The organism is Streptomyces sp. NPDC047981 (genome assembly GCF_040653315.1).
Taxonomy (GTDB): domain Bacteria; phylum Actinomycetota; class Actinomycetes; order Streptomycetales; family Streptomycetaceae; genus Streptomyces.
Genome location: NZ_JBEZNQ010000037.1, coordinates 37,803 through 52,833, shown reverse-complemented (window position 1 = coordinate 52,833; position 15,031 = coordinate 37,803). Strand labels below are relative to the sequence as shown.

General features: G+C 72.4%; 15 protein-coding genes. 5 read left to right on the top strand and 10 right to left on the bottom strand.

Features of this window, described 5'->3' with window-relative positions; all coding sequences use genetic code 11:
- Positions 1-33: 33 nt before the first annotated feature.
- On the top strand, positions 34-1,611 hold the full coding sequence (locus AB0E14_RS22470) for a GMC oxidoreductase (protein ID WP_362420779.1): 1,578 nt from the start codon (positions 34-36) through the stop codon (positions 1,609-1,611).
- A 29-nt stretch (positions 1,612-1,640) separates the two neighbouring features.
- Here the strand turns inward: AB0E14_RS22470 and AB0E14_RS22465 are convergent, their stop codons facing one another.
- Both AB0E14_RS22465 and AB0E14_RS22460 read right to left on the bottom strand, forming a co-directional pair.
- Positions 1,641-2,126 (bottom strand): carboxymuconolactone decarboxylase family protein, encoded by a 486-nt coding sequence (locus tag AB0E14_RS22465; RefSeq protein ID WP_362420776.1) that lies wholly within the window; start codon positions 2,124-2,126, stop codon positions 1,641-1,643.
- Positions 2,123-3,202 (bottom strand): dihydrodipicolinate reductase, encoded by a 1,080-nt coding sequence (locus AB0E14_RS22460; RefSeq protein WP_362420773.1) that lies wholly within the window; start codon positions 3,200-3,202, stop codon positions 2,123-2,125. The genes AB0E14_RS22465 and AB0E14_RS22460 overlap by 4 nt, the downstream gene beginning before the upstream one ends.
- Before the next feature lie 139 nt (positions 3,203-3,341).
- On the opposite strand from AB0E14_RS22460, the gene AB0E14_RS22455 reads away from it, so the two are divergent.
- The 3 genes from AB0E14_RS22455 (at position 3,342) to AB0E14_RS22445 (ending at position 5,933) form a co-directional block, all read left to right on the top strand.
- On the top strand, positions 3,342-3,701 hold the full coding sequence (locus AB0E14_RS22455) for a DUF779 domain-containing protein (RefSeq protein WP_362420770.1): 360 nt from the start codon (positions 3,342-3,344) through the stop codon (positions 3,699-3,701).
- Positions 3,702-3,775: 74 nt separating this feature from the next.
- Entirely contained in the window at positions 3,776-4,993 is a 1,218-nt protein-coding gene (locus tag AB0E14_RS22450) for a phosphodiester glycosidase family protein (protein ID WP_362420767.1), read from the top strand.
- Between the two features lie 139 nt (positions 4,994-5,132).
- Entirely contained in the window at positions 5,133-5,933 is an 801-nt protein-coding gene (locus tag AB0E14_RS22445) for a VOC family protein (RefSeq protein WP_362420764.1), read from the top strand.
- Positions 5,934-6,025: 92 nt separating this feature from the next.
- Here AB0E14_RS22445 and AB0E14_RS22440 read toward each other — a convergent pair whose 3' ends face one another.
- The 3 genes from AB0E14_RS22440 to AB0E14_RS22430 form a co-directional block, all read right to left on the bottom strand.
- Positions 6,026-7,582, bottom strand: a complete 1,557-nt coding sequence (locus AB0E14_RS22440; RefSeq protein WP_362420872.1) for a hypothetical protein — start codon at positions 7,580-7,582, stop codon at positions 6,026-6,028.
- Positions 7,583-7,723: 141 nt separating this feature from the next.
- Entirely contained in the window at positions 7,724-7,918 is a 195-nt protein-coding gene (locus AB0E14_RS22435; RefSeq protein WP_352190023.1) for a hypothetical protein, read from the bottom strand.
- Between the two features lie 113 nt (positions 7,919-8,031).
- On the bottom strand, positions 8,032-8,883 hold the full coding sequence (locus tag AB0E14_RS22430) for a phosphatidylinositol-specific phospholipase C/glycerophosphodiester phosphodiesterase family protein (RefSeq protein ID WP_362420761.1): 852 nt from the start codon (positions 8,881-8,883) through the stop codon (positions 8,032-8,034).
- Between the two features lie 138 nt (positions 8,884-9,021).
- On the opposite strand from AB0E14_RS22430, the gene AB0E14_RS22425 reads away from it, so the two are divergent.
- The gene (locus AB0E14_RS22425; protein WP_362420758.1) at positions 9,022-10,578 is read left to right on the top strand and encodes an oxidoreductase; all 1,557 of its coding nucleotides are present in this window, start codon (positions 9,022-9,024) and stop codon (positions 10,576-10,578) included.
- A 15-nt stretch (positions 10,579-10,593) separates the two neighbouring features.
- On the opposite strand, the gene AB0E14_RS22420 is transcribed toward AB0E14_RS22425, so the two are convergent.
- The 5 genes from AB0E14_RS22420 to AB0E14_RS22400 all read right to left on the bottom strand — a co-directional run bounded on the left by AB0E14_RS22420 (position 10,594) and on the right by AB0E14_RS22400 (position 15,015).
- Complete coding sequence (locus AB0E14_RS22420) at positions 10,594-11,487, bottom strand: NAD-dependent protein deacetylase (RefSeq protein ID WP_362420755.1); 894 nt, start codon at positions 11,485-11,487, stop codon at positions 10,594-10,596.
- 50 nt (positions 11,488-11,537) lie between these two features.
- Positions 11,538-12,206, bottom strand: a complete 669-nt coding sequence (locus AB0E14_RS22415) for an ATP-binding cassette domain-containing protein (protein WP_362420752.1) — start codon at positions 12,204-12,206, stop codon at positions 11,538-11,540.
- Positions 12,199-13,119, bottom strand: coding sequence for an ABC transporter ATP-binding protein (locus tag AB0E14_RS22410; RefSeq protein WP_362420869.1), 921 nt, complete (start codon positions 13,117-13,119; stop codon positions 12,199-12,201). Before AB0E14_RS22410 ends, AB0E14_RS22415 begins: the two co-directional genes overlap by 8 nt.
- Positions 13,120-13,220: 101 nt before the next feature.
- Positions 13,221-14,057 carry an ABC transporter permease gene (locus AB0E14_RS22405; protein WP_362420749.1) on the bottom strand — a complete coding sequence of 279 codons (837 nt, stop codon included), beginning with the start codon at positions 14,055-14,057 and terminating at the stop codon, positions 13,221-13,223.
- Positions 14,050-15,015 (bottom strand): ABC transporter permease, encoded by a 966-nt coding sequence (locus AB0E14_RS22400; RefSeq protein WP_362420746.1) that lies wholly within the window; start codon positions 15,013-15,015, stop codon positions 14,050-14,052. The genes AB0E14_RS22405 and AB0E14_RS22400 overlap by 8 nt, the downstream gene beginning before the upstream one ends.
- Positions 15,016-15,031 lie beyond the last annotated feature (16 nt).

Here is a 15,031-nt window from a genome sequence, read left to right as displayed (position 1 = left end):
TCGTTCCCATTCCACCGACAGTGAGGACTCCTCATGGCTGTTACACGCCGTGGATTCATCACGGGAACAGGTTCTATTCTCTCCGCTCTGGCACTCCCCACCCACGCCTACGCCTCGGCCACCCAGTCCCGAATCCCCGCCCTGGTGATCGGTACCGGCTACGGCGGCTCCGTCGCCGCGCTGCGGCTGGCCCAGGCAGGTGTCGACGTGCGCATGGTCGAGATGGGCATGGCCTGGGACACCCCCGGACCCGACGGAAAGATCTTCGCCAACACCACCACCCCGGACTACCGGTCCTTCTGGCTGCGCACCCGCACGAAGCAGCCACTCAGCCAGTTCCTGGGCTTCCCGCTCGACAAGGACGTCCCGCGCCACACCGGGATCCTGGACGCCGAGGAGTTCGGCGGCATCACCGTCTACCAGGGCCGGGGGGTCGGCGGCGGCTCCCTGGTCAACGGCGGCATGGCGGTCACGCCGCGCCGGGAGAACTTCGCCGCGATCCTCCCGACCGTCGACGCCGCCGAGATGTACGACGTCTACTACCCGCGCGCCAACGCCGGGCTCGGCGTCAACCAGGTCGATGTGTCCTGGTGGGAGAGCGCGGCCTGCTACCAGTACGCCCGGGTGGGCCGTAAGCACGCCGAGCGCTCGGGGTTCCCGTTCGTCTTCGTGCCCAACGTCTACGACTGGGAGTACATGAAGCAGGAGGCGGCGGGCGCGGTCCCCAGGTCGGCGCTCGCCGGCGAGGTCCTGTACGGCAACAACCACGGCAAGAAGTCGCTCCAGAAGACCTATCTGGCGCAGGCCCGGGCGACCGGGCGGGTCACCGTCTCACCGCTGCACCGGGTCACGTCCGTGACTCCCGCGTCCGGTGGCGGCTACACCGTCGACATCGAACGCCTGGACACCGGCGGGAACGCCACGTCCACCGAGACCGTCGTCGCGGACCGGGTCTTCTTCGCGTGCGGCAGCGTCGGCACCAGCAAACTGCTGACCAAGCTGCGGGCCACCGGTGCGCTGCCGGGCCTCAACGGCGAGATCGGCAAGGGCTGGGGCGACAACGGCAACGTCATGTGCGGCCGGGCCAACCACATGTGGGACGCGACCGGCAAACTCCAGTCGTCCATGCCCACCGCCGGCATCGACAACTGGGCGGCGGGCGGCGCCTTCGCGGAGGTGGCTCCGCTGCCGACCGGCATCGAGACGTACGCCTCGTTCTACCTCTCCATCACCAAGAACCCGAACCGCGCCGAGTTCACCTGGAACCCCACGGCGGGCCGGGTCGAACTGAACTGGCAGACGGCCTGGAAACAGCCGTCGATCAACGCCGCCAAGACCATCTTCGACAAGATCAACGCGAAGGAGGGGACGATCTACCGCACCGACCTGTTCGGCGCGTACAAGATCTGGGGCGACCACCTCACGTACCACCCGCTCGGCGGCGCGGTGCTCGGCCGGGCCACCGACAACTACGGGCGCCTGCACGGGCATCCGGGCCTCTATGTGATCGACGGCGCGCTGATCCCGGGCAACACCAGCGTCAACCCGTTCGTCACGATCACCGCGCTCGCCGAACGCAACATCGAGAAGATCATCGCCACCGACCTCTGAGTCGGTCCCGGCTCAGGAGGGTCACGCGCTCAGGACGTCGGCAGCACGCAGGCCGCGTCGAGTCCGAAGACCCGGTTGAGCCGGCCGAACGACAACCAGGAACCGATGCTCATCGTCAGCTCCACGATCTCGGGCTGGCTGTAGTGCGCGGTCATACGAGTCCAGAAGTCCTCGTCCTCGTCGAGACCGTGGTGATCCAGGGCGTACCGCTCGGCGTACTCCGCGGCCAGCCGCGTCCGGTCGTCGAAGGCATCGGTGGTACGCCACTGGGTGACGGCGTCCGCGAACGACTCCTCGACCTTCTCCCCGTCCCGGTCGGTCCGCCAGTCGAGGCAGAACAGACAGCCGTTGATCTGCGCGACGCGCAGCCGGGCGGCCTCGAACTCGCGCAGGCCCAGGGTCGTATGGGCGTAGACGGAGAGCGAGAAGTTCGCGGCGGCCGTACCGATCTCGGGGACGATCTCGCCCCATACGTACTCGATCGGGTGCTTGCCCTCGGGAACGTCGATCCTCATGGTCGCTTCCTTCCCAGTCTGCCCACTGCCGGGCGCAGCGGGACGTCGAGCGCGTCGTAGAGGCCTGGCTCGGCGTCCACGAGCCAGTCGATCGCGTTCACCAGCCGGCCGACGGCCGTGGCGTTCCCGCCCGCGGAGCGGTTCGCGTCCTCGTCGGTGGCCTCGACCGTGACCTCGATGCGCGGGCGGCCCTCGATGACCACCCGGTGGGCGCCCACGCCGTCGGGCGGGGTGGGCCAGTCGGGGGCGCAGGAGGGGTGGATCCGGGTGACGTGCTCGATGACGATGCGGGGTTCGCCGCCGACGACGCCCTGCACCTCGAACCGCACGGCGCCCTGGGTGCCGGCCTCGAAGACGCCCATCGTGCGAGTGGTCACGGTGGTGTCGAGGGCGCGACGGGCCATGGTCTCGCGGATCTCGTCGAGTTCGACGCCGAGGGCTCGGGCCATCAGCCGGACCTGGCCGCCCCAGACCATCGTGGGTATGGAAGGGGCGAGCATCAGCGGTTCGTACTCCATGGGATGCCCCATGCCGATGAGATGGCGGACCGACTCCTCCTGCTCGTACGTCGAGTAGTCGAAGATCTCCTGGCAGCGGACGACGTCGACGGTGGAGCCGAGGCCGCTGATCAGCAGCGGCAGCACGTCGTTGCCCCAGCCGGGGTCGACGCCCGAGACGAAGAGCGAACCGCCGCCCTCGGCGACGGCGGCGAGCACCGGGTCACGGAACTCGGGCGGGGCGCCGCGCTGGTCGTAGAGGGGGTAGAGCGCGGGGGTGACGACGACGGCTCCGCCACCGACGGCCCGGACGACGTCGGCGAGGGCCTCGTCGGGCCGGACGTCCCCGGAGGCGGCGTACACCACCGCGTGGGGGCGCGCGGCGAGCACGGCGTCGATGTCGTCGGTCGCCGCCACCCCGAGAGGGCGGTCGAGTCCGGCGAGGGCGCCCGCGTCACGGCCGACCTTGGCGGGGTCGTGGACGAGGACGGCGGCGAGGGCGAGCCCCGGGTGGGCGTCGACGGCCCTGATGGCCGCGCGGCCGACATTTCCGGTACCCCAGACAACGGTCGGAATCATGCGGGGAGAGTAACCTGACGCATCGTCAGTTCCTAGAGCCGGGAACGACTTCGGCTCACCTCTTGAGGCGACGCAACGCGGTCGCAACCTCCGGCGGTGTTCCCTGGGCCCTTCGAGAGCGTCGCGAAGGGAGCGGGAGATGGAGCAGCCCGGCGCACGTGTGGAGTTGACGCCCGTGGCGGCCGAGCTGCTGCGCGGCCTGCGCGAGGCGCACGGCCCCCTGATGTTCCACCAGTCGGGCGGCTGCTGCGACGGCAGCGCCCCGATGTGCTACCCCGCGGGCGAGTTCCGCACCGGTGCCGCCGACGTCCTGCTCGCCTCCCTGGAGGTCGAGGGCGTCGCGGAGCCGATCGCCTTCTGGATGTCGAAGGCCCAGTTCGAGGTGTGGAGCCACACGCGGCTCATCGTGGACGTCGTCCCGGGGCGGGGCAGCGGATTCTCCCTGGAGGCCCCGGAGGGCGTCCGTTTCCTCATCCGTTCCCGGCTGGTCGGCTCCTGACCCCGTCATCGCCATGCGCGTGCGCTGAACTGCTCGGCACACCCGTCAGTTGACTTCACGTCAGGGGAGCGATCGTGAGGATTCGGGTCGCGCGTCCACGCGTGCCGGCGATCGTCCTGCTGGCGTGGTGCGCCCTCCTCGCGGCGGCCACGCCGGGCACGGCCGACGCCGTCCGGACCGAGGTCGCCCGGGGCGTCGCGTACCGCACGGTCGATGTGACCGGCGTCGGCGGTCCGGCCCGGATCCATCTGGTCTCGGTGGACCTGCGGGCGCCCGGGGTCCGCGTCGGCCTCCTCACGCCCGGCGCGGTCGCGGCCCGTGCCCCGCTGTCGCAGCTCGCGGACGCGCGTGGCGCGGTCGCCGGGGTCAACGGGGACTTCTTCAACATCACCGAGACCCAGCACCCCGGTGTCGAGGCGACCGGCGCCTCGGTCGGCCCCGCGGTCGCGGGACGGCGCGCGCTGAAGTCGGCCGTACCCACCGGTCAGCGCTTCGGGCCCGCGCTGCCGCCGGGCATCGACACCCGTGAGGTCCTGGCCGTGGGCGTGGACGGCCGGGCCCGGCTCGGCCGGCTCGCACTGGACGGCACGGTGGCCACGCCCGACGGCCGGATCCCGCTCGGTGGGCTCAACGTCTACGCGCTGCCCGTCGGCTCGGTCGGCGTGTTCACCGCCGACTGGGGCGCCGCCTCGCGCGTCCGCGCCACCTGTGGCACGGACACCGACCGTTCCGCCCCCTGCTCCACGGAGACGTACGAGGTGACGGTGCGCGACGGCCGTGTCGTCGACGTCGCCGACACGCCCGGGCGGGGGCCGATTCCGCAGGGCTCCGAGGTTCTGGTGGGCCGGGAGGACGGCGCGCGGCGGCTGCGGGCCCTGGGGGTGGGCGACCGGGTCGGCGTCCACCACCGACTGGTCGCGGAGGGTTCCCGGGTGCCGTCCCTTCTCGCCGTCGGCGGGTATCCGGTCCTGCGGGCCGGTGAGCCACTGCCCGGTCTCGACGGGCGGACGACCGCCGTCCGCTCGGCGGCCGGGGTCGCGGACGGCGGCCGCACGCTCCTGCTGATGGCCCTGGACGGAGGCCCGGAGTTCCGCACCGGGCTGACGGTCGCCGAGGTGGCGGCGGTGCTCGACCAGGTGGGCGCCGTCGACGGCTTCAGCCTCGACGGCGGCGGCTCCTCGACGCTCGTCACCCGGGAGCCGGACGCCCCGTCCGTCACCGTGCGCAACCACCCCTCCGGGGGCACCGAGCGTCCCGTGCCGAACGGCATCGGCGTCTTCGCGCGTCGCTGACTTCCCGCCGACGGCCTGCCGGCACGGACCGGACACGTTCGGTCACCGAGCGGTGCGCGCGAGCCCTGGCTAGCGTGGGTGGCGACAACCTCATCGACACCGTTTCGCACACCCCTCGATCGGAAGAGAGAGATCCGTCATGGCCGCACGACCTGAAGGCACCCCGGTCTGGACCGACGCGATGTTCACCGACGTCGAAGGTGCCAAGACCTTCTACGGCGACGTGCTGGGCTGGACCTTCGGTGAAGCCTCCTCGGAATTCGGCAACTACACGCAGGCGTACCGCGACGGCAAGGCGGTGGCGGCCGTCGTCCCGCCCATGCCGGGCCAGGACGGCTCCCCGCAGTCGGCCTGGTGTCTGTACTTCGCCTCGCCCGACGCCGCCGCCACGGCCGAGAAGATCAAGAGCAGCGGCGGCACGGTCCTGATGGAACCGATGGCCGTGGGCGACTTCGGCTCCATGTGCCTGGCCCAGGACCCGGCCGGCGTCACGTTCGGCGTCTGGCAGCCCGGTACGCACAAGGGGTTCGAGCTGGAGGGCGAGCCCGGCTCCTACACCTGGGCCGAGGTCTTCACCCGGGAGCCGGAGAAATCTGACGCCTTCTTCACCTCGGTGTTCGGCTACAACGCACAGAAGATGGTCGACGACACCATGGACTTCAAGGTCTTCGACCTGGGCGGCGAGATGCCGGTGCTGGGGCGGATGAGGATGTCGCCGGACGACTTCCCGTCCGAGATCCCCTCGTACATCCAGGTCTACTTCGTCGTCGACAACTGCGACCAGGCGGTGGACAAGGCCGTGAGCCTCGGCGGGCAGAAGCTCTTCGGGCCGATGGACAGCCCCTTCGGGCGGTTCGCGGCGGTCATGGACCCGCAGGGCGCGGCGTTCGCGGTGATCGACACAAAGACCACCGTGGGAGAGATGCCCGAGATGGTCTGACCGTACGAGGTCCGATCCGTACCGGGTCCGATCCGTACGCGCGAGGGTGCCCGGGGCCGCGCGGCGCCGGGCACCCTCGCGCCCCCGCTCCGTCAGCCGCCGTCGCGGACGGCGACGATCCCGTTGAAGACGCCGACGTACGCCGTACCGTCGGGCCCGATGGTGATCGGGGCCCAGTTGTTGTCGTAGGCGGGGCCGGTGCCGGTGAGCCGGCTCCAGGCGCGCTGTCCGGTGCGGAAGTCGACGGCCGTCAGGTACCAGGCGTCCACGCCGAGGGGGTTGGGCTGCTTCTCGTAGAAGTAGAGCAGTCCGTTGGCGGTGGAGAGCTTGGGGACGGTGGAGGGCGAGCGGACGTCGCTCTCCCAGACGGTGTCGCAGCCGCTGCCGTCGGGCCGTACGTCGATCCGGGTGGCGCCGCCGACGACGCTGCGGCCGAAGGTGAGCGTGGTGGGGTTCTCGTAGCCGTAGTTGTTCTCGACGACGAGGCTGTTTCCCCAGCTGATCAGGGAGTTGTCGGTGGTGGAGGCGCCCGACCGGAAGACCGGCACCTTGCAGACCAGGCGTTCGGCGTCGCGGACGTCCCCACCGCGCCGGTAGACGAGGACGTTCATCCTGTCGTCGGCGTTGTCGGTGATCGCGACATAGGCGTCACCGACGCCGAACAGGTCGGGGGTGGTGCCCGAACCCTGGTTCACGGAGCCGGGCTTGGTGCCGGTCCCCCGGTCGTAGGTCTGCCGCCACTGGATGCGCGGGGTGCCGTCGGGGTCGGCGCGGAAGCTGTAGAGCGCGTGGTCGGAGACGATGGAGACGCCGTCGCGGGCGACGGAGAAGGAGTTCTGGATCTCCTCGCCGTCCAGCCGGACCGAGCGGAGCGTGCCGGTGGCGGGGTCGACCGTGCCGACCCGTCCGAGCCGCGTCACCCACCACACCCTGCCGTCGTAGTCCGGCATGACGGAGGTGATGGGGTCGCAGACACCGCTCGGGAAGAGATTGGTCCAGCTCACGCAGTCGTGCGGGACGAGCGGGGTGAGGTCCCAGTCGTTCTCGACGACGAACTCCCATGCCCCGTCGGCCTTCTGACGGTGTGCGATCCGCAGGACGTGCTGGCGGGAGTCGGCGAGGACGACCCGGTCCTGGTGGTCGAGGTAGAAGTAGGCGCCGCCCGAGGTGTCCTTGAAGATCTTCTCGAAGTCGAGCCGGGTGATGGCCTCGACGGTCGACGAGCGCTGCGGCAGCTTGTACTCGGCGAGGGTCTCCAGGGTGCGCGGGTCGAGCAGCTTGAGCAGGAATCCCGAGAACGTTCCGCAGACGGTGACGAGCCGGCCGCCCGCGTCGAAGGTGGCGGTGGCGCACTCGCCGCCGACGGCGGCCATCTTCTCGCTGGAGACCTGCGGGTCGCGCCCGAGCGGCCCGGAGAAGGGGTGGGTGCCGCTGCCGGCGCCGTCGGCGTGCATACCGCTGCGCCCGTTCGGCGCGAGGTACGGATGCTGATCGGGCGCGTCGCCCGGCACGGGCCGGGCGGTCGCGGGAGCTCCCTCGTAGGCGTCGACGAGCCGGTGTCCTGGGGCTCGCGGTATGTCGTCGGCGAGGGCGGCGGGGGTGGCGAACGCGAGGGCGAGCGCACTCGCCACGGCGATCAGGGCGAGCACACGGGCTCGCCCGGCGGAGGTGGTCAATACGGCTCCTCGGGTGCGTACGTCGGTCGCGCCGGCGGCCGACGTTAGGCCCGAGTGCGTGAGATGTACATGGAACTGCCGCCGGTTTCATGGGCAGTTGATGTACCCGAAACGTTACGGCTTGAGGCTGCTGACCACGTTGGCGGTGGCGGCGACCCCGTTCTGGATGGTCGGCGCCATGCTCGTGCCCGCGAGGAAGAAGCCGAGCAGGGCGCAGACCAGCGCGTGGGAGAACTTGAGGCCGCCGTTGCGGAGGAAGATCACCGCAAGCACGAGCAAGAGAAGTACGACAGAAACGGACACAGCCATCGCCCACACCCTCCTTGCGCCGCGCCGGAATCGCGGCGTTCGGCGGCCAGTGTGGCCCAGTGGGAGCGCCGTCCGGCCGAACGGCGTGTCGGCCGAACGGGTGGGATTCGGTGTCAGCGGTTCAGGAAGGCGCGGAGCCCGGCGAGGTCGTCGGTGTTGATGTGGTCGACCCGAGCGGCGCGCAGCTCGCTCCAGAGGGCGTCGCGCGCGGGTCCGGGAGCGTCGGGGGTGGCCCAGAAGCGAACCCGCTGCCCGCGTGCGTGGGCGGTCCGGACGATCGAGCGGAGCCGGTCGCGTTCCTCGGCCGGGAAGGGCCCTGTGCCGGTCCAGCCGAAGGAGTGGGTCCAGTTGGAGCTGATGAGCGGGATGAGGGAGGCGGGCGCGGGGGCCGCGGCGGCGAGGTCGTCGAGCCGGCCGTCGTAGAAGGCGTGGCGGAAGGCCTGCGCCTCCATCGGGGCGCGGGCGGCGCGGTCTCCGGAGACGACCGGGGTCACGGCACCGAGCCGGACGTGACCGGCGGCGTAGGTCGACAGCATGCGTCGGTAGGGCCGGAGTTGACGGTGCAGCTCCTGGTACGCGGCGACGCCGTCGGCCTTGATGTCGATGAGCAGCTGCACCGGATTGCGGTAACCCGGGTACACGGCCCCGTGGTTGGCGCGCACGCGGGCGAACAGCGGGTCGAGGTAGAGCGAGCGGAGGGTCCGGCTCGGGTCGAGCTCGGCGGGCTCGTGCGCGACGAGCAGCTCCCCGTCGACGAGGAAGATGTCGGCCTCGACGCTGGTGAACCCGTGGGCGAGGGCGTCCTGGAGGGGCCGGGGGTGCAGGTAGTCGTTGTGCGCGTGCGCCTGCGGCAGGGGCCTGACGCGGTGGGCGGCGACGGCGGTGCCGGGCAGCGCGAGGCCGGCGGCCCCGGCGGCTCCGGCAGCGAGGGCGGCGACGGCGGTACGCCGGGACAGGGGCGCCATGGGGAGCCTCCAAGCGGTACGGGTGGGCACGGACCCGACCGAGTATGGCCGCCGGACGACACCAACTTGACTGTTTCGCACAGGAGTTGGTGGAGCGGACGCCGTCCGTCCGCCGATGGTTCGCATTACCCTCGAAAGGTGGTCTCCTACGATGAGTTGACGCCACCGGAACGCGCTCTCTGGGACGCCTTCCCGGACGGCCGCCGCCTGGACCTGCGTACGGGAACACCCGAGGCCGACCACGTACGCGGTGGCGGGCGGTGGGGCGCCGAACGCACGGTGCGGGCCGCGGTGATCGCCGCGCTGCTCCTGGGCGCGAACACCACGCAGTCGGGCGCGGTCGGGTCACTGCGGCTCGCGGGGGCGCGGATCACCGGCCCCCTCAACCTGTCCGGAGCGCAGATCGGCCACTCCCTCTGGCTGGAGGAGTGCTGGTTCGAGGAGAGCGTGGACCTGTTCGCCGCGTCCACCCAGACGCTCTCGCTCATCGGCAGCCGGTTGCCCGGCCTGAACGCCGGGTCCTCCCGCATCGAGGGGCGTCTCGATCTGCGCCGGTGCGTCATGGACCGCGGTCCCGTCTCGCAGTTCCACGGCAAGGTGACCGTCGTCCTGCTCATCCACGCCCATGTGGCCGGCGAAGTGCTCCTCAGCGGGGCCGAGATCACCGCGCCCGGCGGGTGGGCGGTGTCCGCGGGCGGGATGGTGTCCGAAGGCGGGGTGTTCTTCCGGGACGGATTCGTCGCCCACGGCGGCGTCCGGATGAGGGGAGCGCAGCTGCCGGGCGGTCTTTTCATGCGGGGCGCGCGCCTGGAGAGTCCCGGTCCCGACGGAGTGGCCCTCGCCGTGGACAACGTCGTGGCGTCCTCGCTCAACTTCTCCGGAGGGTTCACCGCGAACGGGACCGTGCGTCTGCGCGGCGCCCAGATCTCGGACAGCCTGTCGTTCGAGGGGGCCGTCCTGAACGGGGCACCGGACGGCGAGGGCCCGGTGCTGCTCGGCATGCTGCTGCAGGCGGTCGACTTCGACTTCACGCTCGCCCGGCCGCCGGCCGGCGCCGTGGACCTGCGCGGAGCGCGGGTCTCCTACCTCCACGACAGCCGGCAGAGCTGGCCGGACGTGGTGGAGCTGGACGGATTCGTCTACGGCACGATCAAGGTGGACGAGGCGGGAGAACGGCGGGAGGCCGCGGTGAGGCGCGAGCCCGTGGCCGACCGGGTGGAGTGGATCCGGCGCAGCTCGGGCTACAGCCCGCAGCCGTACGAGCAGTTGGCGAGCTGGTACCGGAGCGTCGGCCACGACGACGACGCCCGTCGGGTGCTCCTGGCCAAGCAGCGCCACCGGCGCCGCACGCTGCCCCCGGCCAACCGCGTCTGGGGACTTCTGCTCGACCTGACGGTCGGCTACGGCTACCGCCCCTGGCTGGCCGGCCTCTGGCTGGTCGTCCTGACCCTCCTCGGCACGCTGGCCTTCGACGCGCACACACCGTCGCCGATGAAGCCGGGCGAAGGCGGTCCGTTCCAGCCGCTCGTGTACACCCTCGATCTCCTGATCCCCATCGGCGGTCTCGGCCAGCGCACCGCGTGGTACTGGACGCAGGACAGCCTCCAGTGGCTGGCCTATCTGCTGATCGGCTGCGGCTGGGTCCTCACGACGACCTTCATCGCGGGCATGACCCGGACGCTCCAGAAGAACTGACGGTGGGGCGACGGGTCACGCCGGTCGGCCGAGGTCGATGTCCAGGCGCTCCGCGACCGCGGTGAGCGCGACGCCGAGCGGCAGCGCGACCCTGGCGGCGGCCAGTGTGTCGCCGCGCGTCGGATCCCGGTTGACGATCACCACGGGCGTACCGGCGTGCGCGGCCTGCCGGACGAACCGGAGTCCCGACATCACCGTCAGCGAGGACCCGAGGACCAGCACCGACGCCGCCCCGCGCACCAGCTCCCGGCAGTGCTCCACCCGCCCCACCGGTACGGTCTCGCCGAAGAACACCACGTCCGGCTTGAGTACCCCGCCGCACACCACGCACGCCACCACGTGGAACCCCGCGACCTGCTCGTCGGTGAGGTCGGCGTCGCCGTCCGGGTTGATCGCGGCGGGAACCGGGTCGAACCCGGGGTTGGCCTCTTCGAGGCGCCGGGCCAGCTCACCGCGCGCGCTGACATCACCGCAGTCGAGGCAGACCACCCGGTCGAGACTGCCGTGCAGCTCCACGACGCCGTCGCTGCCGGCGGCCTGATGGAGCCCGTCGACGTTCTGGGTGATCACCCCCGCCAGTGCTCCCTCGCGCGCGAACGCGGCCACCGCCCGATGCCCCTCGTTGGGGCGCGCCCGCGCGAACGTGCGCCGGCCGAGGTGGCTGCGGGCCCAGTACCGCCGTCGCGCCGGGGCGCCCGCGGTGAAGTCCTGGTAGGTCATCGGCGTGTGCCGGCTCAGGCTCCCGCCCTCTCCCCGGTAGTCCGGGATTCCCGACTCGGTCGAGATCCCGGCTCCGGTGAGCACGAGGACACGCCCCGCCCGCACCAGGTCGACGACCGGCTCCAGGTCCGTCGTGCCCGGCGGCAGGTCCTCGGTCGGTGTCCAGCTCAGGGTGGGCCGCATGCGCATACGGCAAGCGTACGAAAGGACACGCCGATCACGGGCACGGCCGGTCCGTTCTACGGCTTCTGCGCGGTCACGCAGTCCGTCCACTCGACCGTGCGGTCGCACCAGCGGGTCAGCAGGACGCGGTCGTGGGCGACGGCGAGGAGGCCCGCGCCGGTCTCCGCGCGGTAGGTCTCCACCGCCGCGACGAGCGCGGCCGTCGTCGAGGCGTCGAGCATGGCGGTCATCTCGTCGCAGATGAGCCAGCGCGGGCGGAGCACCAACGCCCTTGCCAGGCAGGCGCGTTGCAGCTGTCCGTCGCTGACCTCGTGGGGGCGGCGGGCCAGCAGGTCCTCGGTGAGACCGACCGTCGGGGCGAGCTCGGCGAGGCGCGTCCCGGCCTCCGCGCGGCGGCCGGTGGCGCGCAGGGGCTCGGCGATGAGGTCGCGCAGCGTCAGCCGGGGGTCGGCGGACATCCGGGGCTGCTGGAACACCACGCCCACAGCCGTCCGCAGCGACCGCGGCGCCCGGTGGCGCCAGCCGCGTACGGATTCCCCGTCGACGCGGACGCGCCCCGCCTCCGGACGGTGGAGCAGCGCGGCGACCCGGGCGAGCGTGGACTTGCCGCAGCCGCTCGGGCCGAGGAGGCCGACGGACTCGCCGGGGGCGATCGTCAGGGAGGCGCCCCGGACGACCGGGCCGCGACGGTCGTATCCGGCGGTGATGGAGTCGAGTTCAAGCACGGGGCACTCCGGGTGCGTCGGTCGGCCGGTCCTCCGGGTGGTGGCAGGCGACGCCCGCGAGCAGGGGCGGCTGGGTGGCGCACGCCTCCGTCGCCCGGGGGCAGCGGGGCGCGAAGGCGCAGCCGGGCGGCAGGGCGGTCAGCTCGGGGGGCATGCCGGGGATCGGGGTGAACGCGCGGTCGGGCAGGGCGTTCAGGAGGCCGCGGGCGTAGGGGTGGCCGGGGCCCGGCTCGCCGAAGAAGCGGCGGGCCGGGGTCGACTCGACGATCCGGCCCGCGTACATCACGGCGACCCGGTCGGCGATCCGCTCGGCGGCGGCCAGGTCGTGGGTGATGAGCAGCAGCGCCCGGCCGTCGTCGGCGTGGCGGCGCAGTTCGTCGACGGTCCGGTCGACCAGGTCGCGGTCGAGGCCGGTGGTCGGCTCGTCGGCGAGCAGGAGCGGGGCGTCGCCGATCAGGGCGAGCGCGGTGGCCGCGCGCTGGGCGAGGCCGCCGGAGAGTTCGTGCGGGTACCGGTCGAGGTGCCCGGCCGGGAACGCGGCCCGTTCCGCCGCCTTCTCGGCCGCCGCCCTGCGCTCCCGGCGCGCGGTGCCGGTCAGCTCGCGGACGGTCTCCTCCAGCTGGGCGCGGACGGTCCGCACGGGCGTGAGGTGGGCGGCGGGGCTCTGCGGTACGAGACCGACGCGCCGGCCTCGTACCGTACGGGCCAGGGTCTTCTCGTCGGCGGTGAGCAGGTCGACGCCGTCGAGCAGCGCGCTGCCGGAGGTCTCGGCGTTGCCCGGCAGGAGGCCGAGGAGCGCGGAGGCGAGGACGGACTTTCCGCAGCCGCTCTCGCCGACGAGGGCCAGGCACTCCCCCGCCGCCAGGTCGAAGTCGGCGTCGGTGACGGCGGCGACGTGGCGTCCGCCGCGCATCCGGAAGCGGACGGAGAGCCCGCGCACGCTGAGGACGGCGCCGTCGGCCTTCTCGGCGGTCACCGCCTCCAGGGCGCGTACGACACGCGAGTCCGGGGCGGTCACAGCATCAGCTCCGATCGGCGGCGCGGGTTGAGCCGGTCCCGCCACGCCCCGGCGAGCCCGGCGATGGCCAGGGTCGGCACGATGAGGAGGAGTCCGGGGAAGAGCGTCGGCCACCAGTCGCCGGCGAGCAGCGAGGAGCGCGCGGACTGCACCAGGTTGCCGAGGCTGGCCTGGTGGCTGGGCAGGCCGAGGCCCAGGAAGGAGAGCGCCGACTCGTGCCACATGGCGTGCGGCACCATCAGGACGGCGGCCAGTCCGGCCTGCGGCAGGACGGCGGGCAGCAGATGGCGCACGGTCACCCGCCATCGTGAGGCGCCGCCGGAGATCGCCGCGTCCACGAAGGGGCGGGAGCGCAGCGAGAGGACCTCGGAGCGGACGATCCGGGCCGTCGACAGCCAGTGGGTCAGGGCGACGGAGACGACGACCGGCCAGACGCCCGGCCGGAACATGGCGACGATGAAGATGCCCAGCAGCAGGTGCGGTACGGAGGCGAAGGCGTCGACGAGCCGCATGAGGACCCGGTCGGTCCAGCCGCCCAGGGAGGCGGCGGCCGCGCCCACGGCGGTGCCGATGACGGTCGCGACGAGCGCGGCGACCAGACCGACGAGCAGCGAGATCCGCAGGCCGTAGACGCACCGCAGGAGCAGGTCGCGGCCGACGTCGTCGGTACCGAAGGGATGCTCCCAGGACGGCGGCAGCAGCTTCAGGGAGAGGTCGACGGCCTGTTCGTCGAGCTGGACGATCGGCGGGACGAGCAGGACGGCCAGGAGGACGGCCCCGGTGATCACGGCCGAGGACCACAGGCGCAGGCGCCGGGTGCGGGGGTCAGCCATCGAAGCCCACCCTCGGGTCGGCGAGCCCGTACAGCAGGTCGGAGAGGAGGTTGCCGAGGAGGACGGCGGCGGTCGCGAGCACGGTGAGCGCGGCGAGCAGCGGGAAGTCCACGGACGTGGCGGCCTGCACGGTCGCGGCGGCGATACCGGGCCAGCTGAAGACGGTCTCCACGAGCAGCGCCCCGGTGATGAGTTCGGGGACGCGGGAGCCGACGAGGGTGAGCATCGGAAGCATTCCCGAGCGCAGGGCGTGGCCGAGCAGCACGGTCCGGTCGCGCAGTCCCCGCGCGCGTGCCCCGCGCACGGGGTCCTCTTCGAGGGCGTCGCCGACGCCCTGGCGGACGTACAGGAAGAACCAGGGCAGCTGGGAGACGCCGAGGACGAGGGCGGGCAGCACGAGGTGGGTGGCGACCTGGTCGAAGGTGACCGTGTCGCTGGCGGTGTCGGTGAGTCCGCCGGCGGGCAGGGCGCCGAGCTTGAGGGCGAAGAACCAGATGGCGAGCAGTCCGAGCCAGAAGGCGGGGGCTGCTTCCAGGGTGTACGCGGCGGAGCTGACGGTCCGGTCGAGCAGGCCGCCCCTGCGCCGCCCGGCGAGGACGCCGAGGCCGGTGCCGAGCGCGATGGCGACGAGGAAGGCGGTGGTGGCGAGCAGCGCCGACCAGCCGATCCGTTCGGCGATGACGTCGGCGACGGGCTGGCGCATGACGCTGGAGTCGCCGAGGTCGCCGTGGAGCGCCGAGGTGAGCCACTCCCACCAGCGGGTGGTGAGCGGCTGGTCGACGCCGAGGTTGGCGCGGAGCTGGTCGAGGTTCTCCTGCGAGGAGGTGAGCCCGGCGGTGCCCGCGTAGGCCTTGACGGGGTCGAAGGGGGACGCTTCGGCGACGGCGAAGACGGCGAAGGTGACGCCGAGGAGGACGGGGGCGGCGAACAGGGCCCGCCGTCCCGTCATCCGGGCCATGGCCCCCCAGGGGAGG